This window comes from Methylophaga thalassica, assembly GCF_030159795.1.
In the GTDB taxonomy this organism is placed as follows: domain Bacteria; phylum Pseudomonadota; class Gammaproteobacteria; order Nitrosococcales; family Methylophagaceae; genus Methylophaga; species Methylophaga thalassica.
The window spans coordinates 657,573-681,960 of the sequence record NZ_BSND01000003.1; the positions used below are offsets into that span (position 1 = coordinate 657,573).

Sequence of the window (24,388 nt, forward strand, 5' to 3'; positions counted from 1 at the left end):
ATGACCCAATCTTCTTTCCCCCGAGCAAGAAAGCGCTTTGGACAAAACTTTCTACATGATCAGTCAGTTATTAATTCAATTGTTGAAGCGATAAGTCCGGAAGCTGGTCAGCATCTTGTTGAAATCGGTCCTGGGCGAGGTGCTTTAACAGAGCCACTATTACAGCGTTGTACGCAGCTTGACGTGATTGAACTTGATAGAGATCTGGTGCCACTGTTAAGAAGCCAGTTTTCCAACTATGAGCAGCTTAATATTCATGAAGCAGACGCGTTGCGGTATGACTATTATCAACTTGTCAGTAACCACCAACCGTTGAGAATAATAGGTAATCTGCCCTACAACATTACAACGCCATTACTATTCCATTTGCTTGATTATTCTCAACACATCACGGATATGTGTTTTATGCTGCAAAAAGAGGTTGTTGAGCGCATCTGTGCGCAGCCTGGAACAAAGCAGTACGGTCGGTTGAGTATCATGATTCAGCATCAGTGTGAGACGGATATGTTATTTGTTGTTCCTCCTGAAGCGTTTGAACCGGCACCTAAAGTTGAATCTGCCATCATTTATTTACAGCCTCGTAAACAACGCCTAGGTGGTGATGTCGACATGGCAACATTGAGTCATATTGTCACTCAAGCATTCAGTCAACGCCGAAAAACCATTGCTAACACATTGAAAAAATTGATTTCTATCGATATGTTTCAGGCCGCTGATATTGATCCAACACAACGTCCTGAAACAATTACGGTTGAAGCTTTTGTCAGATTGACTCGTTGTTATCTTGCTGCATCTGCTTAATCTCAATAATCATGCCAGATGTTCTAAATTGGTTTTAACTGGATGGCTTATTCACTCAAGCTAGATAAAATCTTGCTAACAACACAAATGAACTGTCTTGACACGCCGATTTTGCTGTAGTTAGATACTCAGAACCAATGGGACTCATAAGCATAACTTAACGTCGCTATTGGGACTTGGACGACATAAATAAATAATGATATGAGGAATTAAGCTGTGAATAAATCTGAACTCATCGATGCAGTTGCTGCAGCTGCGGACATTTCAAAAGCAAAAGCTGCACAAGCTGTTGATGGCATGACATCTGCCGTAACTAAAGCTCTAAGCAGTGGCGATCAAGTCACTTTAGTTGGCTTCGGTACATTCTCTGTTCGTGAGCGTGCAGCACGTACTGGTCGTAACCCTCGTACTGGTGAAGAAATCAAAATTGCCGCTGCAAAAATTCCTGCATTTAAAGCTGGCAAAGCATTAAAAGATGCTGTAAACTAGTTTTTTTTCTTGGGGTGCTTAGCTCAGCTGGGAGAGCATCGCCCTTACAAGGCGAGGGTCGGGGGTTCGAACCCCTCAGCACCCACCAAGAATATACGGAGCGGTAGTTCAGTTGGTTAGAATACCGGCCTGTCACGCCGGGGGTCGCGGGTTCGAGTCCCGTCCGCTCCGCCAAAAAAGAGGAAAGGCGCATCTTATGCGCCTTTTTTTTTGCCTATTGTATTAGAATAGCCGTTTTTAACAACATTTCGGGAAGGTTCTCTTCATATGTTGCATTTCATACGTAATCACGCCCAGGGATGGATTGCCTGGTTCATCGTTGGTTTAATTAGTATTCCATTTGCTCTGTGGGGCATTAACTCATATTTGTCTGGCGCCTCGACGGTTGTTGTGGCAGAAGTGAATGGCTCACCCATCACCCAAACAGAACTACAAACGTCGTTACAGCAGTATCGTGATCGTATGCGTAGCATGATGGGGGATCAATTTGATCCAGCGATGTTTGATAACGCTAGTGTAAAAAAAGACGTATTAGACGGGCTTATTGACCAACGTTTATTACGAGATGCAAATCAAACCTTAAAACAACGTATCAGCGATGCTGCGGTATCTCAGTTCATCCGTTCTACTCCCGCTTTCCAACGTGATGGTAAGTTCGATTCCGATTATTACGGGATGGTGCTGGCGCGGGTAGGCTATACCCCTGCTCAGTATGAAGCGCAGCTAAGAGCAGATTTATTATCTCAAGAGCTCACCACCAATATTCAGAATTCATCAATTGCCAGTGTTAAATTACTGAATGAAGCATTGAGATTAGAAAGACAGCAACGTGAGATTGCTTACGGTATTGTGCCCATCCAACAATTTGTTGAAGAAGTGAATGTGGATGATGCAGAAATTCGACAATATTATGACGATAATCTAGCCGCATACACAGCGCCTGAACAAGTCAAACTCAACTATATTGAATTATCTGTTGATGAGTTAGCAAAAGATATTCAAATCAATGAAGATGATTTGAAAAAATTCTATGCAGATAATCAAAATCAGTTTGTTGGCCCTGAGCAACGCCGTGCAAGTCATATCTTAGTTGAAGGTGATGACGAGAGCGCATTAGAAAAAATTAAAGCTATCCAAACCCGTATCAATGAGGGGGAAGACTTTGCTGAATTAGCTAAAGATGCCTCGCAAGATACCGGATCGGCCAGTAATGGTGGCGATCTTGGATTCTTTGGCAGAGATGTTATGGACCCGGCGTTTGAAGAAGCGGCATTTGCATTAGAAAACGTTGGCGATGTCAGTGAGCCCATTAAGACTGAGTTTGGTTATCATTTAATTAAACTTACTGGGATTCAAAAACCTGAAGGTAAAAGCTTTGCTCAGGCGCGGGACGAGGTTGAAAATTTATATCGCCGTCAGCAAGCTGAATCTGTTTTTTATGATGAAGCAGAACAGTTAGCCAATCTAAGTTTCGAAAATCCGGATAGCCTTGATGTGACAGCAGAAGCTCTGGGTCTTGAAATTAAAACTACGCCAAGTTTTACCCGTACAGGCACTGAAGAGGGTATTACCAGTAATAAGAAGGTAATTGATGCGGCATTCAGTGAAGATGTATTGAAAAATGATCTGAATAGTGCAGTGATTGAATTGTCAGATAATGATTTGCTGGTCATTCATAAGAACAAGCATATTCCGGAGACGGTTTTACCTTTTGAGTCTGTGTCTCCTGCTATCAAACAGCAGTTGATTTTTGATAAAGCCAGAAAACTAGCCCAGGATGAGGGTGAGTCAATCTTGGAAAAAGTGAAATCTGGTGAAGCTCCAGACTCTTTACTGACAAATTGGCAAGCGCCTGAGTTTTATGGACGCGATGCTGAACAAGTGAGTGGTCAGATTCTTCAGAGAGCATTTACCATGGCTAAACCATTATCATCAGCTAACTATGAAGGATTTTCTGCTGATAATGGTAATTATGTGGTTATTAAATTAACTTCAGTCAGAAACGGTAATATTGATGATGTGAATGAAGAGCAGAGAAAAGCACTTCAACAACAGCTTACAGGTATTTATGCGGCCGCTGAAGTTGAAGCTTTCATCGCTCAATTACGTCATGATGCTGAAATAGATATTCATCAAGATGCATTAAAATAAACAATCTTCATGAGCAGAAAAAAGGCGCGCCATGCGCCTTTTTTTATGTCAGTCGATCAACAATTGCACTGCCTACGCTATCGCTCCATACATTGATTGATGTCCTGAATCTGTCGAGAAACCAATCTACTGAAAGCAGCAATGCAATACCATCTAGTGGTAAGCCCACAGCGCTTAAAACAATCACCATCGTCACTAGACCTGCCTCTGGAATGCCAGCGGCACCAATAGCAGCTAAGGTAGCCGTAATAAAAACAATAGCTTGTTGGGTCAAGCTAAGGTCAATGCCATAAGCCTGGGCAATAAACATAACAGCCGCCGCTTCATAAAGTGCAGTACCGTCCATATTAATTGTTGCCCCTAGTGGCAGAACAAACTTACTGGTTTTATGGCTAATACCATTCTCTCTGACGCATTCCATCGACAATGGTAGGGTTGCAGAAGAACTCGCTGTACCAAATGCCGTTACCAAGGCTCGGCCCATTCCAAGCAGATAGCTTATGCCACGGCGTGTCATTAATAGCAGAATGATAAATAACAATATGCCGTGTGCAAGAAGTCCCGTCAGTACAGTCACTACATGCCAGCCAACCGCTTTCATTTCACTTAAAAAATGTTCACCACCTCCAGCATTACCCAGCCTAGCAGCAATTAAAGCAAATATGCCTAGTGGAGCGAGATGCATTACCCAGATAACGAGTTTCATCATGGCTTCATTGATGCCATCAAACAGCTGAAAGACCGGTCTGCCTGTTTCACCTAACGTACTTAAGGCCATAGAAAACAAAATGGCAAAGACAATCAAAGGAAGGAGTTGTGTTTCTGCTGCTGAAGCAATCAGATTAGGTGAGACCAAGGATAAGATGATATCACTGGCACCGGTGTCCTGTTTCTCCAGAATATATTCAGGCACCTCTGACTGACTCCATTGCATACCTGCACCTGGTTGAATCCAATTCACAACGACCAGACCGATAAAAACGGCGACAGCGGTTGATAAGCTGTAATAAAGTAAGGTCAGTCCACCCAGCCTGCCGAGCTTTTTCAGATTCCCTAATGACCCGATACCACTGACAATGGATGCAATAACCAATGGAATGATGGTCATTTTCAATGCATTGAGAAACAGTGTTCCAAGCCAACTTATCTGTGTGGCTGTGTCAGGTTTATACCACCCTAAGAAAACACCACTCACTGCGCCAAGGACAATGAAGGCCAATAAAATCATGGCATGTTTATGAGACATATGGCCTCCAAATAGGGATCAAAAAAAAGGGCATTAATGAATGCCCTTATGAGTTCTAGCAATACAATGGAATTACTTATCACCAATACCGACAATATTGTAGCCAGCGTCAACATAGGTAATTTCCCCCGTCACACCTGAAGCTAAATCAGAGCAGAGAAAAGCAGCTACATTACCGACTTCTTCAATCGTTACATTTCTTCTAAGTGGTGAGTTTCTCTCACCGTAGGCGAGCATTTTTCCAAAATCACCAATACCAGCAGCAGCCAGTGTTTTGATTGGGCCAGCGGACACTGCATTGACACGGATACCTTGTTCACCCATTGAGTATGCCATGTAACGAACAGTGGCTTCTAAAGCCGCTTTAGCTACGCCCATGACATTGTAGTTATCAATGGCTTTTTCTGCACCCAGATAGCTTAATGTTAATAATGAGCCATTGCGACCTGCCATCATGTCTTTGCCTGCTTTAGCTAATGCAGCAAAACTATAGGCACTAATATCGTTCGCCATAGCGAAACCTTCACGTGTAACGCTATCAACGAACCCACCCTGTAGCTGCTCACGTGGGGCAAAGGCAACAGAATGAACAATCGTATCTAGGCCATCCCAATGCTCAGATAACGACTTGAATACACCATTAATTTCATCATCACTGCTCACATCACAAGGAAAGACCAGTGCAGGATCGGCGCCACACTCTTCAGCGATTTTTTCAACGCGTGATTTTAATTTCTCATTTTGATAAGTGAAAGCCAATTCAGCACCTTCTCGTGCCATAGCATGAGCAATACCAGATGCAATAGAGCGGGGGCTGGCTACGCCCACGATTAACGCACGTTTGCCTTGCAGAAAACCCATGTGTCTCTCCTAAACTACATATAAAGCGGGATAACTTACCTGATTTTGGGGATGACGGAAAGGGCAAGCATGCAGTAATCTTCTACTGGTATGATGCAGACACTATCTAATGTTCCGCAATGAGGTTGTATGAGATTGATATATTGCTTGCTCGCTATCGTGCTGTTTTTCACAACAGCCTGTGATAAGGGGGCGATAAATTCACCTTATCCTGAAGCGTCCAGCGATGAAGAGATCCTATACGCTGCTTTTTCTCTACGACCCAAACACTTGGATCCTGCCAGATCCTACAGCGCAAACGAGGTCATCATTACTGGCCAGGTTTACGAACCGCCATATCAATACCACTACCTGAAAAGACCTTATCAACTAGAGCCCCTGGCAGCTGAATCAATGCCTGATGTAGTCTACCTGGACAAGGATAATCATCCTGTTAAGGAGACTGATGATGATATTGCATACTCAATTTATACGATTCCCATCAAACAGAATATTTATTACCAGCCACACCCTGCATTTGCCAGAGATGAAAACGGTGTCTGGCTGTACCATAACTTAACCGATGAAGAACTCTCTGATATAGAAGATTTAGCAGATTTTGAGCAAACAGATACCCGTAAACTGGTGGCAGATGATTTTGTATATCAGATAAAGAGATTGGCTCATCCCGAAATTCACTCACCGATACTTGGTGTGATGTCAGAGCATATTGTTGGACTAAAAGACTATGCTCAGAAGTTAAGAGATCTTCGTAAAAAAGGCGACGTAGTCGATCTTCGTCAGCATGACATCAGTGGCGTCAACATCGTTGATAACTACCATTATCAAATCAAGGTCTATGGCAAATATCCACAACTCGATTATTGGTTAGCCATGCCTTTTTTTGCCCCAATCCCTTGGGAAGCAGAACAGTTTTACTCACAACCAGGCTTGATAAATAAGAACATAACCCTTGATTGGTACCCAGTCGGAACGGGTCCTTTTTATATGACTGAAAATGATCCAAACCGACGCATGGTACTGACTAAAAACCCTCATTTTCATGGCGAGCGTTATCCAACAGAAGGGGAGGAAACGGATCGGCAAAATGGTCTGCTGAACGATGCAGGAAAATCGCTGCCTTTAACAGACAAAATTGTGTTTACCCTTGAAAAAGAAAGTACCTCTTATTGGGGGAAATTTATGCAAGGCTATTACGATGTAAGTGGCATTAGTTCAGACAGTTTCGAGCAAGCCGTGAATGTGTCAGCATCAGGTGAGTTTGGTTTAAGTGATGTCATGAAAGAGAAAGGAATAAAGCTTGAAACAGCCATTGCGGCGACAAGTTTCTATACTGGATTTAATATGCTGGACCCCGTTGTCGGTGGCTACACAGAGCGAGCAAGGAAACTTCGGCAAGCTATTTCAATCGCTATTGATCAAGAGGAATATATTTCTATCTTTGCGAATGGGCGAGGCATCCCCGCCCAAGGGCCCATTCCTCCCGGTATTTTTGGTTACAGTGAGGGAAAATCAGGTATTAACACACACATATACAAATGGGAGAAGGGACAAGCTGTTCGTAAATCGCTTGACGCTGCTAAGCAACTTTTAGCAGAAGCGGGTTACCCCAATGGCAGGAACGAGAAAACTGGCGAGCCGCTCGTTATTTACCTGGATACCACGGCGAGTGGGCCTGATAGTAAAGCCGATTTAGATTGGATACGTAAGCAATTCAAAAAACTCAAAATACAACTCGTCATCAGAAGCAGTGACTACAATCGTTTTCAAGATAAAATTCGTCGTGGACGAACCCAGTTATTCCAATGGGGCTGGAACGCAGATTATCCTGATCCGGAGAATTTCTTATTTTTACTTTATGGACCCAATGGCCGAGCAGAATTTGGTGGTGAAAATACCGCCAATTATCACAACAAAGAGTTTGATATGCTTTTTGAGCAGATGCGAACGATGTCGAACAGTCCCGAGCGCCGATCTATCATAAACCGTATGGTTGAGATTGCTAGAAAAGACGCGCCATGGATCTGGGGCTTTCATCCAAAACAGTTTTCGCTTTATCATCAATGGAATCATAATGTTAAGCCTAACTTAATGGCGAATAACACATTGAAATATCGCCGTATTGATGCGTCATTACGTGAAAAACTTCAGTCTGAGTGGAATCAGCCGATACTCTGGCCATTAGGCGTCGTACTTATTGTCATTATGCTGATGGTTCTGCCTGCGTTTTTAATTTACAGAGCTAAGAAGCATAAAAAGCATCGTTTTCCTTCGTCATAGAGGAGATTTTTACTATGCGATTAGGTAGAATGCACTGCCAGTGCTACGGCATTTCATTGATGAGTTTCTAGTCTTAGGGAGTAATTGAGTGGATTTAGCTACACTGCTAGGTTTTATTGCGGCTTGGAGTCTGATTATTGCAACGATTGCTCTTGGTGCAGCAGCCGGTGTATTCATCAACATGCCTTCATTAGCGATTGTCATAGGCGGCACCTTTGCGGTGGTATTGATGCGCTTCACTCTAGGACAATTTCTTGGCTCGTTTAAGACAGCAATGAAAGCGTTCTTATACAAATCAGAGTCACCTCAAGAAATCATTCAATCTGTTGTTGAACTAGCCACCATTGCAAGAAAAGAGGGCTTACTTGCTCTGGAAAGACAGGAGGTGGCTAATCCCGTTTTGGCAAAAGGTATACGCATGCTGGTTGATGGACATGAACCAGCGGTAGTCAAAAAAGCACTGGTTACGGAAATGAATGAAACCGTTAACCGTCACTCTATAGGCCAGCAAATCTTCAAAACGATGGGGGATGCTGGTCCAGCTATGGGAATGATTGGTACATTAGTCGGTTTGGTACAAATGTTGTCAAATATGTCCGATCCGAAATCCATTGGCCCTGCCATGGCTGTGGCATTATTAACCACACTCTATGGTGCAATGTTAGCCAATATGTTCGCTCTGCCTGTGTCTGATAAGCTCGCTTTACGTAGCAGTGAAGAGTTGATGAATAAGAGTATTATCATTGAGAGTGTAATGGGGATTCAGGAAGGTCAAAACCCGAAAGTATTAGGTGAGCTGTTACAAAACTTCTTACCAGCGTCTAAGCGTGATACTGACGAACCAGCTGCCTAGTTGGTCTCGGTTACATAGAAATGAATGAAGATAGCCCAAGACCTAAAAAGCAAGACGAAGGCTTACCCGCCTACATGGGCACATTCGCAGACTTAATGTCATTGCTGATGTGCTTTTTTGTTTTGTTATTATCCTTTGCTGAAATGGATGCCTTGAAATACAAGATGGTGGTGAAATCGCTTGATAATGCATTTGGCGTTCAGCGAGAAGTCATCGCTGATGCTGTGCCCGTTGGTACCAGTATTATTGCTCAAGAGTATAGTCCAGGTGAGCCTAAACCGACGCCGCTTAAGGTAGTCAGACAAGAAACCATCGATGATACCCGTGAAAAAATCAAGGTAACAATGGATGAAGAAGAGGTCGCGCGACAACAGGCACAGGAAATAGCCGAAGAAACCCAGAAATTTCGTGAAGCATTAGATGAAGAAATTAAAGAAGGTTTAATTGAAGTAGAAAGTCAGTTCAGTCGGATTGTGATCCGAATTCGAGAAAATGGTTCATTTCCATCTGGTGATGCGAGATTGAACCCTGGCTTTAAACCTATTCTTAGAAAGATACACGACGTTTTAGTGGGTACGGGAGGTCAAATTGCTGTCGCTGGCCACACGGATGATGTACCGATTAATACGCCAAGATATCGATCAAATTGGGAACTATCTACCTCAAGAGCCACCTCTGTAGTACATGAATTGTTAGAACCTGGGGATATGAAACCAGAACGTTTTGTTTTAGAAGGCTATGCGGATACAAAACCATTGGTGCCTAATAATTCACCTGAGAACCGTGCAATTAACAGACGTGTTGAGATTATTGTGCTGAAATCGCCGGTTGAAGAAAGTTTAACCCGATCAATTGACGAGCTGATCAATGAGCATGATGCTGTTGATGGTTCAGTGTCTACTATTATCGAACGATGAGGGAAGAAGAATGAGAAAAGTGCATATTTGGGTGTCGACACTCAGTATACTCCTGGCAAGCTCGGTAGCTTCTGCAACACAATGGCAGATAAACAACAACGAGTCTCAAGTGAATTTTATTTCAACAAAAAAGGTGAACATTGCTGAGGTTCATCAGTTTGACAAAATTGCTGGTAACTTAGCTGAAACAGGTGAGTTTTCTCTTGCCATTGATTTGGCATCGGTAAATACAGGCATAGAAATTCGCGACAGTCGCATGAAAGAGTTTCTTTTCAATGTCGCTGACTTCCCTAAAGCGACGATTACGGCTCAGCTGTCACCAGAACAAATAGCACAGATTACCGTTGGGCAGACAAAACCATTATCTATTGATGGCTTTTTTGAACTGCATGGGCAAAAACAAGAGATGACATTTGATGTGCTTGTGACCAAAGTAACCGAAAATGAGTTGCTAGTGGTCTCTTCTCATCCTGTTATTTTGAGTGTTGATGATTATAAGTTGGCACAGGGTGTAGAAAAATTACGTGAGCTGGCTGGATTACCAAACATAAGCCATGCTGTGCCGGTAAGTTTTTATTTAACGTTAAACGCGACGAACTAAGAGGTATTCCTCGCAATGCAAAAATTTTCAGTTGAGACTGGCATCGTTATTCCATTGGATCGCCCCAATGTCGATACCGATGCCATTATCCCCAAACAGTTTTTGAAGTCTATCAAGCGCACTGGCTTTGGTCCGAACTTGTTTGATGAGTGGCGTTATCTTGACCATGGTGAACCAGGACAAGATAACAGTGGACGGCCTTTAAACCCTGATTTTGAGCTTAACCAACCACGCTATAAAAACGGGACTATCCTGCTAGCGCGTGAGAACTTTGGTTGTGGTTCAAGTCGTGAACATGCTGTCTGGGCACTGGATGATTTTGGCATTCGCGTTATTATTGCCCCCAGCTTCGCAGATATCTTTTTCAGCAACACTAGTAAAAATGGTATTTTGGCTATCACTCTGGAAGAGTCGCTAATTGACAAACTGTTTGAGCAAGTAGAGGCGATGCCTGGCTACCAGCTTAAAGTCGATTTACCAGAACAAAAAATCACGTTACCTGATGGTGAGTCGATTGACTTTGAGGTTGATGCATTCAAAAAGCACTGTCTAATCGAAGGGCTTGATGATATTGGTCTCACCTTACAGCATCAAGATGATATCAAGGCTTATGAAGAAAAGCGCAAGCAAGAAGCGCCCTGGTTATTCTCGTAAGATAAATCTCTAATTCAGTAAATTATTTAAAGATATAAAAAATGACAAAAAAGATTGTAGTTTTGCCTGGTGATGGTATTGGTCCTGAAATCGTTGCTGAAGCAGTCAAAATTTTAGAAGCATTTCGTCAAGAGGGGCTAGATGTCTCTTTGGAGTATGGCCTCATTGGTGGAGCAGCATATGATGAAACTGGTACACCGTTACCTGACGAAACACTGCAGATGTCAAAGCAGGCCGATGCAATTTTATTAGGTGCTGTCGGGGGCTACAAATGGGAGTCACTTGATATCAGTGTAAGACCAGAAAAAGGCTTATTAGGTATCCGCTCCGAATTGAATTTATTTGCCAATTTACGTCCGGCAATTTTATATCCGCAGTTGGCAGAAGCTTCTACACTAAAAGCTGATGTGGTGGCTGGTCTGGATTTGATGATTGTGCGTGAATTGACGGGTGGCATTTATTTCGGTCAACCACGTGGTATCAGAACGTTGGAGAATGGCGAAAAGCAGGGTTTCAATACACTTGTCTATCGTGAAAGTGAGATTAACCGAATCGGCAAGGTCGCTTTTGATATTGCGAGCAAAAGACAAGGTCGAGTTTGTTCTGTAGATAAAGCAAATGTGCTGGAAAGCACAGAATTGTGGCGTGAAACTATGACAACATTGTCTGAATCTTATCCGGACATTGAATTGAGTCATATGTATGTAGACAACGCAGCCATGCAATTAGTACGAGCACCCAAACAGTTTGATGTGATGGTGACGACTAATATGTTTGGTGACATTTTGTCTGATTGTGCATCAATGTTAACTGGCTCGATTGGCATGCTGCCTTCCGCCTCGCTTGATGAAAACAGCAAGGGTATGTATGAACCGATTCATGGTTCTGCCCCCGATATTGCTGGACAGAATATTGCCAACCCACTGGCGACAATTTTGTCAGCTGCTATGATGTTACGTTACACACTCGATGAAGCTGCAATGGCTGATCGAATTGAAAAAGCTGTGAGTAAAGTACTGGATGATGGACTTCGTACTGCGGATATCTATTCTGAAGGTATGACAAAAGTGTCCACCTCTGAAATGGGTGATGCGGTATTAGCAGCGTTATAAATTAAAACAAAAGGTGTATTGTGAATAAAAAAGTAGATGTTGCAGTAGTAGGTGCTACAGGGGCTGTCGGTGAAGCCATGTTAGAAATTTTGCACCAACGTCAATTTCCAGTAGGTAAGGTATATGCACTGGCAAGCGAACGTAGTGCAGGCTCTACAGTAAATTTTGGTAACAAATCCATTATTGTCGAAGATCTGGCTGAGTTTGATTTTTCTAAAGTACAAGTTGGCTTATTTTCTCCAGGTGCTAGTGTCTCTGCTGAGTATGCCCCTAAAGCCGCTGCGGCTGGCTGTGTAGTCATCGATAACACATCACAGTTTCGTTACGATGATGATATTCCGCTTGTTGTGCCAGAAGTAAACCCGGAAGCCGTTGCTGATTACAAAAATCGTGGCATCATTGCCAATCCGAACTGTTCAACCATCCAAATGATGGTCGCATTAAAGCCTATCTATGATGCCGTCGGTATTACACGTATCAATGTGTGTACATATCAAGCCGTTTCTGGCTCTGGCAAACCAGCGATGGATGAACTGGCGAAACAGACTGCAGATTTATTGAATGGTCGCCCTGTTAAGGCAGAGGTTTATCCTAAACAGATCGCTTTTAATGTTCTGCCTCAGATTGATGTATTCATGGACAATGGCTACACCAAAGAAGAAATGAAAATGGTCTGGGAAACACGCAAAATTATGGGCGATGAGTCTATCCAGGTTAACCCAACCGCTGTTCGTGTTCCCGTTTTCTTCGGTCACTCAGAAGCGATTCATATCGAAACGCGTGACAAGATCACTGCTGAACAATGCAAAGCACTTTATGAAAAAGCAAACGGTATTGTCCTGCTTGATGAACGTAAAGATGGTGGTTATCCAACAGCAGTGACGGATTCTTCAGGTCAGGATCCTGTATTTGTCGGACGTATTCGTGAAGACATTTCCCATGATAAAGGACTGGATTTATGGGTTGTTGCTGATAACGTACGTAAAGGTGCGGCACTTAACAGTGTTCAAATTGCAGAAGTGTTAGTAGAAAAGTACCTTTAAAATAAGCTAGATAAGGAAGTTAAGGGGATGAAAATGAAGAAACAGCTTTTTGCCAGTATCGCTGTCGCATCAACGATAGGTTTTTTCACCCCCTTAACGAGTTATGCGTTTGGTTTGGGCGAAATTAAAGTCATGTCAGCACTGAATGAGCCGTTCAAAGCAACGATTGATATCAACTCACTCTCTACAGAAGAAAAAGAGAGTTTTGAAATCAGAATCGCCTCAAATGACGAGTTTGAAAAAGCAGGATTAGACCGAAGTTATATCCTGAGCCAGTTAAAGTTTGATGTTGTTGAGCAATCAGGAAAGCCTCGCGTTTTAATCACTTCGCAACTACCTGTAAAAGAACCTTTCTTGGACTTTTTGCTAACAGCCTCTGCTGGAGGTGGAAAACTCATCAGAGAGTACACGGTACTTCTTGATCCACCTGAAGTGTTGATGTCATCTCAACGCACTACTCAACAAGCTGCATCTACACCTTCTGTGAATAAGGCTGACACCTCAACAGAAGTGAATAATGTTAATACTGTTTGGGCTAATGGTGCTACATATGGTCCTGTTGCCAAAGCCGATACCTTATGGAATATCGCTCTAAACACTCGTCCTGATGAGTCTGTCTCCGTTCAACAGATGATGTTGGCGCTGGTGAATGCTAATCCAGAAGCGTTTGTTGATAACAATATAAATGGACTTAAAGCAGGTTATACGCTGTCTATTCCTGACAAATCTGCGATATTAGCCAAATCACAGGCACAGGCATATCAAGCCTTCAAAGCACAGAATGAAGCATGGCGCCAGCGAAATACTGTTACGAACAAACCCGCGCCAACACCAGCGGTGATTCAACCATCCACTGATGAATCTGAGCCAGCGGCTGAGGATACAATAGACGCCAACACTATCGATAACACGAATGCAGATAATAGTGAAAGTAGTGAACAAATCGAAGACGATGCTGCTGAACAAGCGCGTCTGAAGCTCGTTGCACCTGAACAAAGTAAAACGACGGAAGATGATGCGTCACCGAACCTGGCTGGCAACGAAAAAATTAATGCATTGACTGAACAGTTGACGCTTGCTCAGGAAACGATAGAGGCACAAGCGCAGGAAAACATAGACTTCAAAGCGCGTATGGATGCCATGGAAGAGCAGTTGGAGACCATGCGTAGACTCATTTCTCTTAAAGATGCTGATCTCGCTAGATTACAGGATATGCTGGAAGAGAATGAACAGAACAACGCTGCCGGGGACAACACCGCAGTTGAGCCTGATTTAGAGCCGTTAGCTGCTTCTGATGACACTGCTGCTGACGCTGACACTGATACAGAGAACAATGAAACAGCCGACGTTCAGCTTAGTACAGAACAAGCTCAGACTGAATTGAGTGAAGAGCCCAGTGAGGAGCTGGTACCGGCTAATTTAGTCGACAATATCAAACAGTTTTTAGCTGAGTATAAATTGCAGGTAGGTGGCGCATTACTTGTTTTCCTTCTCTTGTTGCTGTTACTGGCTAGAAGAAAAAACAAGGAAGACGAATCGTTTACAGAAGAGACCATACCTGTTGGGGGAATGTCCATTACTGATGATACACAAACATCGCTCTCTGATTACGCTAATGAGGTGTCAGTTGAAGAGCCAGTGACGGAGTATGAGTCTAAAGATGAACCGCTAAATCAGGAATCCTTACCACAGAAAAGTGTGATGGAGCTCGTTGAACAAGCTGATATGTTTGTTGGTTATGCGGATTATGCTCAAGCAAAAATTGCGCTCGATCAAGCAAAAGCCAGAGAGCCTGATAATACTTTAGTGGCATACAAATTATTGTTTGTGTTGTACAAACAAAAACAAGTTGACGACTTTATTGCTCTTGCTGAAAACACAGACTTTGATGAAGAAAGTATTGAATGGGATGAAATAAAACAATGGGGAGCACAACTGGCCCCAGAGCATCCTTTATTTCAGGCTGAAGAGACAGCGGATACGGAATTTGTCTCAGACGAGTCAACAGAACCAGAAAAGACTATTGATGATGTTGCAACAGATGAGCAGCTAGATTTTAAACGTCAAGACGAAGTGGATAATGTGTCTATCGATGTGGATCTATCAGAAGAAGACAGTGATGACACACCATTAGAGTTTTCAACGGTCAATATGGCTTCTGATATAGATGAGCAAAACGACATCAACGCTGAAGACTCTCAGCTTGAAGACACGTTGACTGAAGAAATTGATAATGAGTCAGAAGATCATATTGAGGATGATTTGCTCTCGTTTGATACCGGTACAACATTTGGTACACATCAAGAAGAAGATGATAATGAAGAAGAGAACATAGTCGAGCATGATTCGCTTCTTCCGTTTGAGCCTGGTGCATCATCTTCATTGGATCCAGAGCGTGTTGATATCGCACCATTTGACAGTGATCTTAATGATGAGGCTGATATCGAATTTGATATTGGTGATATTGATGAAATTGATGAGGCAGAAACCAAATTGGATCTGGCTTCAGCTTACATCGATATGGACGATCCTGAAGGCGCGACCAGTATTCTCAAGGAAGTCATTGCCGAAGGAAACGACGAACAGAAAGTGCGTGCCCAGACTATTCTCGACTCATTATCAGACTAAAAGAGAGAGGAATTAGTGAGAATAGCACTCGGCATAGAATATGCCGGCACGTATTTTTGTGGTTGGCAAATTCAGTCTCATTCCAGAACCGTACAAGGTGAACTGCAAAAGGCGGTTTCTGTTGTAGCTAACCATCCGGTTGAAGTGTATGCCGCTGGACGCACTGACACAGGTGTCCATGGCCTAAATCAAGTGGTGCACTTTGACACAGACTCAATCAGAGAAAAGCGAGGCTGGCTTTTAGGTATCAATGCAAACTTACCTAAAGATGTGAATGTCACTTGGGTAGAGTTTGTAGATGATGATTTCCATGCCAGATTTTCCGCTATCAAACGAAGCTACCGGTATCTGATCTTAAACCGTCTGAGCCGGTCATCAATTCATCAGCATAGAATGTGGTGGCACTATCCGCCATTAGATATTGAAAGGATGCAGGCCGCTGCGGATCAATTAGTTGGACAACATGATTTCTCAGCATTTAGAGCGAGTGAGTGCCAGGCAAAAAGCCCAATCAAGACCTTAGATAAAATTAGCATCAGTCAGCAACAAGACTGTATTGCGATTGATGTCGAAGCACTATCATTTCTACATCACATGGTAAGAAACCTTGTTGGTGTCATGACAGCTATTGGCGATGGTAGTAAACCTGTTGAATGGGCTGGTGAGGTCTTGCGCAGTACCGATAGAAGTCAAGGTGGCATAACTGCGCCAGCAGAGGGGTTATATCTGGTGGATGTTCGTTATCCAGAGCAATATTCAATCCCGGCAGTGTCAGCTTTTCCGGTGCTCTGGTAAAGTAACAGCTCTATTTAAGAGTAACCATAGAAACAGATGAGAACCCGAGTAAAAATATGCGGCATAACTCGTCAGCAAGATGCTGATTTTGCAGCAGAATCTGGAGCTGATGCGATTGGCTTAGTATTTTATCCTCCAAGCCCAAGAGCCATATCTTTTGCGCAGGCAAACACGATTACAGCTAATTTGGCGCCATTTGTTTCAAAAGTGGCACTCTTTGTTGACCCTGATAAAGACCTGGTTTCACGCTGTCTTGACGAGTTATCGGTTGATATACTTCAGTTCCATGGTGATGAAAGCCCTGATTTTTGTCACCAATTTGAGATGCCATATCTCAAAGCGGTAAGAATGCGAGATGGTGTAAATCTTCAAGAAGTAGCTGACGACTATTCAACAGCTTCGGCGTTACTTCTTGATACCTATCAACCAGGCTTACCTGGTGGAACAGGCAAAACATTTGACTGGTCTCAGATCAGTCGTATTGATAAACCCATTATTTTAGCGGGTGGTCTACATGCATCTAATGTGTTGCAGGCTATCCATCAAGTGCAGCCCTATGCAGTCGACGTCAGTGGTGGCGTTGAAAGTGATAAGGGGATAAAAAGTCATGAAAAGATCAGCACTTTTATGAGAGAGGTGGCAAATGCTTAAAGAGCATATTCACGATTATTACAAAACATTCCCTGATGAGCGTGGACATTTCGGACCTTATGGAGGTCGGTTTGTTGGTGAGACGCTTATGGGTGCGATATATGAGCTTCAACAAGCTTATGAGCAATATCGTAACGATCCCAATTTTCTGGCAGAAATGGACAAAGACCTGAGCACCTTTGTAGGGCGTCCATCACCTCTCTATCTCGCCGAGAATTGGACACAGAAGTTAGGCGGCGCTCAAATTTATTTGAAACGTGAAGATCTCAATCATACTGGCGCGCACAAAGTTAACAATACTATCGGTCAGGCCTTATTAGCCAAGCGTATGGGCAAGAACCGCATCATCGCTGAAACAGGCGCTGGTCAACACGGTGTGGCGACAGCAACGGTCGCTGCCAGAATGGGCTTGGAATGTATTGTTTACATGGGCGCAGAAGATGTTGAACGTCAGGCTCAGAATGTATATAGAATGAAACTGCTCGGTGCACAAGTGGTGCCGGTGGAATCAGGCTCACGCACATTAAAAGATGCGCTTAATGAAGCGCTACGTGATTGGGTGACCAATGTCGATGATACATTTTACATCATAGGTACTGTTGCTGGCCCCCATCCATATCCTGCTATGGTAAGAGATTTTCAATCTATTATTGGACGTGAAGCGAAGCAGCAAATGCTGGATATCAATGGCAAACTACCAGATGCATTGGTTGCTTGTATTGGTGGCGGTTCTAATGCGATTGGTCTGTTTCATCCATTCATCGAAGATGAGTCTGTTGAAATGCATGGTGTGGAAGGCGCTGGACATGGGATTGAAACAGGTCAGCATTCAGCACCACTTTCCGCAGGCAGACCGGGCGTTTTACATGGAAACCGTACTTATCTGATGCAAGATGATAATGGTGAAATCGTAGAAACGCATTCAATTTCAGCTGGACTGGACTATCCAGGTGTGGGCCCTGAGCATGCTTGGTTGAAAGATATTGGTCGAGCAAATTATGTGTCGGTAACTGATGAAGAGGCGTTAACTGCTTTCCATGAGCTTACACGCACCGAAGGCATTATTCCTGCACTTGAGTCAAGCCATGCGTTGGCCTATGTGAAAAAATTGGCACCGACCATGTCACCAGAGCAAACAATAGTAGTTAACCTGTCAGGGCGTGGTGACAAAGATATGCATACCGTTGCCGCCATGGCTGGATTAAAATTCTAAGGAAGTCATAATGAGTCGTATAAGTCAGTGCTTTGAGAAACTGAAGACAGATGGTCAAACAGCACTTATTCCCTATATTACTGCAGGCGATCCTGAACCTTGGGTAACCGTGCCATTGCTCCATGCGTTGGTCGATGCAGGTGCCGATATTATCGAACTTGGTATCCCATTTTCTGACCCGATGAGTGATGGTCCTGTCATCCAAAAAGCATGTGAAAGAGCGCTTAAGAACGATGTCAGCATTAAATCTGTGCTGACAATGGTAAAAAAGTTTCGTGAGAAAAACACAGAAACACCCATCGTCTTAATGGGCTATGCGAATCCCATCGAAGCTGTGGGATATGCAGAGTTTGCTAAACTTGCTCAAGAAGCGGGTGTTGATGGAGTATTGACTGTTGACGTACCTCCCGAAGAATCAGTTGAGTTTCGTGAGATCATGGATCAGCATGATATTGATACCATCTACTTGGTGGCACCAACGACATCGGCAGAACGTATGTCAATGATTGCTTCTTTTGCGCGTGGATTCATTTATTATGTTTCCATTAAAGGGGTGACCGGCTCGGCTTCGCTAGACGTGACAGAAGTCAATGATAAACTCAGTATGCTGCGTGAAAGAACGGATTTACCGCTAGGTGTTGGTTTTGGTATCCGTGATGGTAAGTCTGCAGCAGCAGTTGCCGAGATTGCCGATGCGGTGGTAGTAGGTAGTACTCTGGTTAAGTGCATCGAAGAACATGCACAACGACTTGAAGAGCTGCCAGTTGCAGTTGCAGGTCTGTTAGCTGAAATGCGCCATGCCATCAATGCGCGTGATTTAGCAAAAGCATAAAAATAACGAAGGTGACAAAATGAGTTGGTTTGAAAGATTACTCCCATCCAAAATTCGTACAACTGTGCGAAGTCGTTCAGTGCCAGAAGGTGTCTGGTGTAAATGTCCAAGCTGTGACAATGTACTTTACCGTGCAGAACTTGAACGTAATTTGATGGTATGTCCTAAGTGTGATCATCACCAGCGCATTAATGCCAGAACACGGCTGGAAAGCTTTCTGGATGAAGAAGACCGTAAAGAAATCGCCGCTGAAGTTAAACCTGTCGACACACTGAAGTTCAAAGACAGTAAACGCTATAAAGATCGTCTTACCCAAGCACAACGAACAACAGGCGAAAACGATGCTTTGTTGGCAATGCAAGGTAGAGTCAATGGTTTACCATTAGTTGCAGTCAGTTTTGATTTTAACTTTATGGCTGGATCGATGGGATCTGTCGTAGGTGAAAAATTTGTTCGAGCAGCCAAAGTCGCGCTGAAAAATAATATTCCGTTGGTCTGTTTTTCTGCGAGTGGTGGTGCGCGCATGCAAGAAGGCTTATTGTCTTTAATGCAAATGGCTAAAACCAGTGCGATCCTGACTCAGTTAAGTAATGCAGGCATTCCATTTGTATCAGTCATGACTGATCCGACAATGGGTGGTGTATCTGCGAGTTTAGCGATGCTCGGTGATATCAATGTGGCTGAACCTAATGCGCTTATTGGTTTTGCTGGTCCACGTGTTATTGAGCAAACCGTCCGTGAAACACTCCCGGAAGGCTTTCAAAGAGCAGAGTTTCTGTTGGAACATGGTGCGATTGATATGATTATTGATCGTCGTCAAATGCGAGATAGATTATCCAATATCCTCAGCATGCTTCAGCATCGTGCAGCATAGAACTGTATGCGGTTCAGCACATTGCCACAATGGTTGGCGTGGCAGGAAAAATTACACTTCACTGAAATTGATCCAGGCTTAGATCGTATCGCTCTTGTATGGCAAAACATGCAAGGGCAGACAAAGTTACCATTCAAATTGGTGACGATTGCTGGTACTAACGGTAAAGGTTCCTCAGTTGCTATGACCAGTTGCATTCTGATGGCGGCCGGTTATAAAACTGGGACCTATACTTCGCCACATCTGCTAGCGTATAACGAACGTATAGCTATCAACGGTCAACCCTGCTCAGACCAACAGATTTGTGATGCCTTTGCTCGTATCGATGAAGCACGTGGTGACATTTCACTCACTTATTTTGAGTTTGCCACACTGGCCGCGGCGGAAATCTTCAGGCTTGAAAAAGTGGATATTGCCGTCCTTGAAGTCGGTATGGGAGGGCGTTTGGATGCTGTCAATTTGTTTGATACAGATATCGCGCTTATTACCCCAATTGGGCTCGATCATACCGCCTGGTTAGGCGATACGCGTGAGAAAATCGCTTATGAAAAGGCGGGCATTATTCGCCCTATGACGCCCGTTGTCTGTTCAGAGACAGTGCCTCCCAGTAGTCTGCTCGAACATGCCCGGAAACAAAATGCGCCTTTATACAAAGCAGGTGAGGCGTATCAGTATTCACAATTGAATGAGGATAGCTGGAGCTGGCAAGCTACTGGAAATGAAGCCAGAGTATTACCTTATCCTGCCTTAGTGGGTGATTACCAGATACAAAATGCCGCAGCCGTCGTGCAGGTTTGTGAGTTGTTGAAAGAGCAGGGATTAACCATCACCGATACGGCTATTTTAAATGGACTGAAGCATGTCAATCTGGCTGGCAGATTTCAAGAGATAAAACGTGACAATGTGACGCTTATCCTTGATGTCACACATAATCAGCAAGGGGCTGAAAACCTTCACAAATTACTTTCACAGCGAAACTGTAAAGGTAAAACATATGCAGTGTTAGCCATGCTAAAAGATAAGGATTGTCAGTCGGTTATCCAGATCCTGCAAAAGGATATTACACATTGGTTTTTTGCAGGATTGGAGGGTGACCGAGGTATGGATGCTGAGTCTCTGGCAGCAAAAGCAATATCTTCATCCGAGCTTGATAATTATAACTGTTACACCACCGTGAATGATGCCTACCAACATGCCTTACAGAAGGCAGAAACAGATGATCGGATTTTGATATTCGGATCATTTCATACTGTAGAAGCTATCATGCGAATTCTTCCTGAGTTCGACCTCAAAAATAAATAAGCTTAGTTCTGATAAAACTCATCAATAAGTTGTTGGTTGGCCTCAACAAGTTTTGCACGTTTTATTTTCAGGGTTGGCGTTAACATGCCATTTTCTATTGTCCAAGGTGAGAGAGTGAGATGCACCCGGCGAATCTTGGCATAGGCAGGAAAGTCATGTAACAAGCCTCTGAACCTCTGAATGATATGTTGTTGCAGGCTTTTATCAGTAAGGCTATTTTTATTCATTGCATCTAGCTTCAACCTTTGTGCAAGTTGAAGCCACTGTTCTGCATTCAAGACAACAAGTGCAGAGAGAAAAGGCTTGCCTTCACCCACTACCAGGGCCTGTTCAAATAACTCATCACGAGTGATAGCCATTTCCATATCCACTGGTGAGACCTTCTCACCATTACTCAATACCAGAATGTCTTTAATTCGTCCGGTAATGAAGATGTGTCCACTCTCAGCTATACGGGCTTGATCCCCTGTATGTAACCATCCTTCAGCATCAATAGTATTCGCTGTCGCTTTGTGGTTATTCCAGTAACCCAACATATTGCCTGGGCTTTTGACCAAAAGCTCGGAATTGTCACCTATTTTTACTTCCACTGAGGGAATTGGTTGACCCACACTAAACGGTTCATTTTCTGAAGTTCTATTCACGCTAATGACGGGGCTTGTTTCTGTTAGACCATAGCCTTGTAATAGATTGATCCCCATGCCGATGAAAAATTCAGCAACATGATGTGGAATGGCGGCTCCGCCTGTAACAGCGATTCTTAATTGTCCACCGAAAAGAGCTTGTATATTTTTGGCTACTATTTTCTCTAGTACAGGCATGAATAGAAAACAAGGAGACCAGCGATGACGACGTTGAGCGTGGAGAAAAGATGTCCAGCCTATATGAGATGTCAATTTGAGCAATAAGCGTTTGTACCAGGGCTGTGATGACAGAGAAGACTGTATACGTTGATAGATGCGTTCAAAAATACGTGGTACAGCAATCAATACAGAGGGTTTCAGCTCTTGAATGTCATTGGCTAATTGTGGAATGCCTCTGGAAAAAGCCACTCTAGCGCCCGTCATCATGGGTAAATAGTAACCGGCCGTTCTCTCCAGTGTGTGCGATAGGGGGAGAAAGGATAGAAAAAGATCATCTGACCGAACTTGAAAGCACTCAAGTGAAGCGCTGGCAACAGACAAAATATTATAATGACTGAGCATAACGCCCTTGGGTTTACCTGTGGTGCCTGAAGTGTAGATGATCGTGGCTAATTGATGAGGATCTGCCTGCCAATCAATCAAGGCCGGGTTGGTATCCGTTCTCAACCATTCATTCATGTATACCGCTGGTGCATCAAGTGTATTTTCACCAGTCGTTTTGATAATCACACGTTTGAGTTGATGTTCGTCTGATAACGAAGGTTTCAGACGTTGCCATTGATGCTGGTTTTGTAAAAATAAACATCTGACATCAGCATCTTGCAAGATAAAAGCAAGGCTATCAGGCCGATCATCTGGGTAGAGTGGGACTGTAATGAGACCAAGACTTAAGGCGGCCTGATCAAAAAACACCCATTCCTGACAATTTTTCAAATTTAACGCGACCCGGTCGCCTGATCTCAGGCCTTCTGATTTCAGCGCATGTTGCCAGATAGCTATTTGTTGTGCAGCATCTGACCAAGTGGTGGTTTGCCACTGTTGAGTATCTGCACAAAAATGTGAATAGGCTGTGCTGTTGGGGGTTTTTCTATGCCGCTCTCTGAATAGGCCGTATAAAGTCTGAGCAGAAGCTATAGAAATATAATCTGTTGTATCCAATGACATTTACATTAACCAACGAAGTTGAACTCCTAACAAATCAACACTGACATCATAATCACCATTAAGACTATGACTTCCGTCGGACTCTCTTATCGAAGGATTGCTTGCAAATAAATGGGCATAGCCTGCATCGATAACCAGATTGTCAGAATAGTTATAGGTCGCGCCGATCGCTAACCATTTTCTGTCATTGTCAGGTATTCTTGCAGTGCGTCGTTCGGCGTTGGGAACTGGGGTTTCATCGTAGGCAATCCCTGTACGAAATTGCCATTTATTACTGTATTGGTAATTCAAACCAATCCCATATCGCATGCTGTTATCCCAGTCTTCAGCTTTGGTACTGGTGAAGGCCCCACCTTCTGATTCAATAGCAAGCTCTTCAAAACGGCTCCAACGGGTCATCGTGGCATCTGCCATAACGGACCATTTCTCATTGAGCTGATGATGAATAGCAAGTGAGAGCGTTTCTGGTAAATCCACATCGCCCTGGATATCTTGTTCGATCTTACCTATCGGTGTCGTGACTTTACCGTCCCCTTCAAGCGTATGCGAAATTTTAGAGCGATAAGCTAAAGCTAGACGTGTTTCCGGCGTCATCTGATACATAATGCCTAAGTTATAACCATAGCCCCAGTCATCCGCTTCCAATTTTACTTTTCGATCAGGAGCGCCAAATCGATCTGTCATCTGTGACAGTGTGAGATCAATATATTCTGCACTCACACCAAATCCAATAGAGAGTTTATCTGTCGCTTTGAAAGCAATGCTTGGATTGAAATTGATGGTTTTAAGATCCGATTTCACAGCAAAATAACGACCCACCCAATTTTCGTTATACTCAGTGACTAAGCCGAAAGGAGCAGTCACACCAAAGCCGATTGCGACTTTGTCATTAAGTGGTTTCGCAAAGTAAAAGTTAGGTACAACTGCATTGTTACCTGCATCGCCATAGTCTCCTCCATTTGCAGGAGAGCTCGTACCGTCATTATTGAATTCAGTATTGGGTGCTATGTAGTTAAGTGCGAAGTCCATCTCGGCTTGTTTTAGATAAACCAGGCCGGCAGGATTAAAAAATACAGTACTGCCATCTTCAGCTGATGCAGCACTGCCGGCGAAAGCTCTTCCTAAGCCTGTTACACTTTGCTCGATAATGGCGAAGCCTGCACCAAAGCTAGCACTGCTCATGGTACTTAGTAAAAGAAAACTGGGTGCTTTTAGGATATTTAATTTCATAGTCAATTACTTGCAGCTGATTTTTGAACAAGTTGATAAAGTATCTC

Annotated in this window: 21 protein-coding genes and 2 tRNA genes; 19 read left to right on the forward strand and 4 right to left on the reverse strand. The window is 43.5% G+C overall.

Annotated features, from left to right (window positions below; genetic code table 11):
- From rsmA to QQL60_RS03425, 5 genes are all read left to right on the forward strand, one after another.
- Positions 1–801 carry a 16S rRNA (adenine(1518)-N(6)/adenine(1519)-N(6))-dimethyltransferase RsmA gene (gene rsmA, locus QQL60_RS03405; RefSeq protein ID WP_284452059.1) on the forward strand — a complete coding sequence of 267 codons (801 nt, stop codon included), beginning with the start codon at positions 1–3 and terminating at the stop codon, positions 799–801.
- Positions 802–1,017: 216 nt separating this feature from the next.
- A complete protein-coding gene (locus QQL60_RS03410) occupies positions 1,018–1,290 on the forward strand; it encodes an HU family DNA-binding protein (protein WP_091711754.1) in 273 nt (90 codons plus the stop codon).
- 12 nt (positions 1,291–1,302) lie between these two features.
- Positions 1,303–1,378: transfer RNA gene (locus QQL60_RS03415), tRNA-Val, on the forward strand.
- A gap of 9 nt (positions 1,379–1,387) precedes the next feature.
- Positions 1,388–1,464 (forward strand) — tRNA-Asp (locus QQL60_RS03420).
- Positions 1,465–1,557: 93 nt separating this feature from the next.
- Positions 1,558–3,441 carry a SurA N-terminal domain-containing protein gene (locus QQL60_RS03425; protein WP_284722422.1) on the forward strand — a complete coding sequence of 628 codons (1,884 nt, stop codon included), beginning with the start codon at positions 1,558–1,560 and terminating at the stop codon, positions 3,439–3,441.
- A gap of 43 nt (positions 3,442–3,484) precedes the next feature.
- Here QQL60_RS03425 and QQL60_RS03430 read toward each other — a convergent pair whose 3' ends face one another.
- Positions 3,485–4,687 carry a dicarboxylate/amino acid:cation symporter gene (locus QQL60_RS03430; protein ID WP_284722423.1) on the reverse strand — a complete coding sequence of 401 codons (1,203 nt, stop codon included), beginning with the start codon at positions 4,685–4,687 and terminating at the stop codon, positions 3,485–3,487.
- 72 nt (positions 4,688–4,759) lie between these two features.
- Entirely contained in the window at positions 4,760–5,548 is a 789-nt protein-coding gene (locus QQL60_RS03435) for an enoyl-ACP reductase FabI (protein ID WP_284722424.1), read from the reverse strand.
- A 129-nt stretch (positions 5,549–5,677) separates the two neighbouring features.
- On the opposite strand from QQL60_RS03435, the gene QQL60_RS03440 reads away from it, so the two are divergent.
- The 14 genes from QQL60_RS03440 to folC all read left to right on the forward strand — a co-directional run bounded on the left by QQL60_RS03440 (position 5,678) and on the right by folC (position 21,303).
- Positions 5,678–7,828 carry an ABC transporter substrate-binding protein gene (locus QQL60_RS03440; RefSeq protein ID WP_284722425.1) on the forward strand — a complete coding sequence of 717 codons (2,151 nt, stop codon included), beginning with the start codon at positions 5,678–5,680 and terminating at the stop codon, positions 7,826–7,828.
- Between the two features lie 88 nt (positions 7,829–7,916).
- A complete protein-coding gene (gene pomA, locus QQL60_RS03445) occupies positions 7,917–8,681 on the forward strand; it encodes a flagellar motor protein PomA (protein WP_284722426.1) in 765 nt (254 codons plus the stop codon).
- A 20-nt stretch (positions 8,682–8,701) separates the two neighbouring features.
- Positions 8,702–9,598, forward strand: a complete 897-nt coding sequence (locus tag QQL60_RS03450) for a flagellar motor protein MotB (protein ID WP_284722427.1) — start codon at positions 8,702–8,704, stop codon at positions 9,596–9,598.
- Between the two features lie 10 nt (positions 9,599–9,608).
- Positions 9,609–10,199 (forward strand): YceI family protein, encoded by a 591-nt coding sequence (locus tag QQL60_RS03455; protein WP_284722428.1) that lies wholly within the window; start codon positions 9,609–9,611, stop codon positions 10,197–10,199.
- A gap of 15 nt (positions 10,200–10,214) precedes the next feature.
- On the forward strand, positions 10,215–10,853 hold the full coding sequence (leuD, locus tag QQL60_RS03460) for a 3-isopropylmalate dehydratase small subunit (protein ID WP_284722429.1): 639 nt from the start codon (positions 10,215–10,217) through the stop codon (positions 10,851–10,853).
- 41 nt (positions 10,854–10,894) lie between these two features.
- The gene (leuB, locus tag QQL60_RS03465; protein WP_284722430.1) at positions 10,895–11,965 is read left to right on the forward strand and encodes a 3-isopropylmalate dehydrogenase; all 1,071 of its coding nucleotides are present in this window, start codon (positions 10,895–10,897) and stop codon (positions 11,963–11,965) included.
- Positions 11,966–11,985: 20 nt separating this feature from the next.
- Positions 11,986–13,008, forward strand: coding sequence for an aspartate-semialdehyde dehydrogenase (locus tag QQL60_RS03470; protein WP_284722431.1), 1,023 nt, complete (start codon positions 11,986–11,988; stop codon positions 13,006–13,008).
- Positions 13,009–13,041: 33 nt separating this feature from the next.
- Positions 13,042–15,636, forward strand: coding sequence for a motility hub landmark protein FimV (locus QQL60_RS03475; RefSeq protein WP_284722432.1), 2,595 nt, complete (start codon positions 13,042–13,044; stop codon positions 15,634–15,636).
- A 15-nt stretch (positions 15,637–15,651) separates the two neighbouring features.
- Entirely contained in the window at positions 15,652–16,431 is a 780-nt protein-coding gene (gene truA / locus QQL60_RS03480; RefSeq protein ID WP_284722433.1) for a tRNA pseudouridine(38-40) synthase TruA, read from the forward strand.
- Positions 16,432–16,467: 36 nt separating this feature from the next.
- Positions 16,468–17,082 carry a phosphoribosylanthranilate isomerase gene (locus tag QQL60_RS03485; RefSeq protein ID WP_284722434.1) on the forward strand — a complete coding sequence of 205 codons (615 nt, stop codon included), beginning with the start codon at positions 16,468–16,470 and terminating at the stop codon, positions 17,080–17,082.
- A complete protein-coding gene (gene trpB / locus QQL60_RS03490) occupies positions 17,075–18,295 on the forward strand; it encodes a tryptophan synthase subunit beta (protein WP_284722435.1) in 1,221 nt (406 codons plus the stop codon). The genes QQL60_RS03485 and trpB overlap by 8 nt, the downstream gene beginning before the upstream one ends.
- Positions 18,296–18,305: 10 nt before the next feature.
- Positions 18,306–19,127, forward strand: coding sequence for a tryptophan synthase subunit alpha (gene trpA, locus QQL60_RS03495; protein WP_284722436.1), 822 nt, complete (start codon positions 18,306–18,308; stop codon positions 19,125–19,127).
- A 19-nt stretch (positions 19,128–19,146) separates the two neighbouring features.
- The gene (gene accD / locus QQL60_RS03500; RefSeq protein ID WP_284722437.1) at positions 19,147–20,001 is read left to right on the forward strand and encodes an acetyl-CoA carboxylase, carboxyltransferase subunit beta; all 855 of its coding nucleotides are present in this window, start codon (positions 19,147–19,149) and stop codon (positions 19,999–20,001) included.
- 6 nt (positions 20,002–20,007) lie between these two features.
- Positions 20,008–21,303 carry a bifunctional tetrahydrofolate synthase/dihydrofolate synthase gene (gene folC, locus QQL60_RS03505; RefSeq protein ID WP_284722438.1) on the forward strand — a complete coding sequence of 432 codons (1,296 nt, stop codon included), beginning with the start codon at positions 20,008–20,010 and terminating at the stop codon, positions 21,301–21,303.
- Positions 21,304–21,305: 2 nt separating this feature from the next.
- On the opposite strand, the gene QQL60_RS03510 is transcribed toward folC, so the two are convergent.
- Together QQL60_RS03510 and QQL60_RS03515 are read right to left on the reverse strand one after the other, a co-directional pair.
- A complete protein-coding gene (locus tag QQL60_RS03510; RefSeq protein WP_284722439.1) occupies positions 21,306–23,111 on the reverse strand; it encodes an AMP-dependent synthetase/ligase in 1,806 nt (601 codons plus the stop codon).
- Entirely contained in the window at positions 23,112–24,341 is a 1,230-nt protein-coding gene (locus QQL60_RS03515) for an OmpP1/FadL family transporter (protein ID WP_284722440.1), read from the reverse strand.
- Positions 24,342–24,388: the final 47 nt, after the last annotated feature.

What these genes read in the sequence shown, in the direction of transcription:
- QQL60_RS03440 (WP_284722425.1), top strand. Translation starts at nt 5,678, where the DNA reads ATGAGATTGATATATTGCTTGCTCGCTATCGTGCTGTTTTTCACAACA.
- trpB (WP_284722435.1), top strand. Translation starts at nt 17,075, where the DNA reads ATGCTTAAAGAGCATATTCACGATTATTACAAAACATTCCCTGATGAG.
- QQL60_RS03515 (WP_284722440.1), bottom strand. Translation starts at nt 24,341, where the DNA reads ATGAAATTAAATATCCTAAAAGCACCCAGTTTTCTTTTACTAAGTACC.
- rsmA (WP_284452059.1), top strand. Translation starts at nt 1, where the DNA reads ATGACCCAATCTTCTTTCCCCCGAGCAAGAAAGCGCTTTGGACAAAAC.
- leuB (WP_284722430.1), top strand. Translation starts at nt 10,895, where the DNA reads ATGACAAAAAAGATTGTAGTTTTGCCTGGTGATGGTATTGGTCCTGAA.
- QQL60_RS03455 (WP_284722428.1), top strand. Translation starts at nt 9,609, where the DNA reads ATGAGAAAAGTGCATATTTGGGTGTCGACACTCAGTATACTCCTGGCA.
- QQL60_RS03430 (WP_284722423.1), bottom strand. Translation starts at nt 4,687, where the DNA reads ATGTCTCATAAACATGCCATGATTTTATTGGCCTTCATTGTCCTTGGC.
- QQL60_RS03425 (WP_284722422.1), top strand. Translation starts at nt 1,558, where the DNA reads ATGTTGCATTTCATACGTAATCACGCCCAGGGATGGATTGCCTGGTTC.
- QQL60_RS03435 (WP_284722424.1), bottom strand. Translation starts at nt 5,548, where the DNA reads ATGGGTTTTCTGCAAGGCAAACGTGCGTTAATCGTGGGCGTAGCCAGC.
- QQL60_RS03450 (WP_284722427.1), top strand. Translation starts at nt 8,702, where the DNA reads ATGAATGAAGATAGCCCAAGACCTAAAAAGCAAGACGAAGGCTTACCC.
- trpA (WP_284722436.1), top strand. Translation starts at nt 18,306, where the DNA reads ATGAGTCGTATAAGTCAGTGCTTTGAGAAACTGAAGACAGATGGTCAA.
- leuD (WP_284722429.1), top strand. Translation starts at nt 10,215, where the DNA reads ATGCAAAAATTTTCAGTTGAGACTGGCATCGTTATTCCATTGGATCGC.
- QQL60_RS03485 (WP_284722434.1), top strand. Translation starts at nt 16,468, where the DNA reads ATGAGAACCCGAGTAAAAATATGCGGCATAACTCGTCAGCAAGATGCT.
- QQL60_RS03475 (WP_284722432.1), top strand. Translation starts at nt 13,042, where the DNA reads ATGAAGAAACAGCTTTTTGCCAGTATCGCTGTCGCATCAACGATAGGT.
- QQL60_RS03510 (WP_284722439.1), bottom strand. Translation starts at nt 23,111, where the DNA reads ATGTCATTGGATACAACAGATTATATTTCTATAGCTTCTGCTCAGACT.
- folC (WP_284722438.1), top strand. Translation starts at nt 20,008, where the DNA reads ATGCGGTTCAGCACATTGCCACAATGGTTGGCGTGGCAGGAAAAATTA.
- accD (WP_284722437.1), top strand. Translation starts at nt 19,147, where the DNA reads ATGAGTTGGTTTGAAAGATTACTCCCATCCAAAATTCGTACAACTGTG.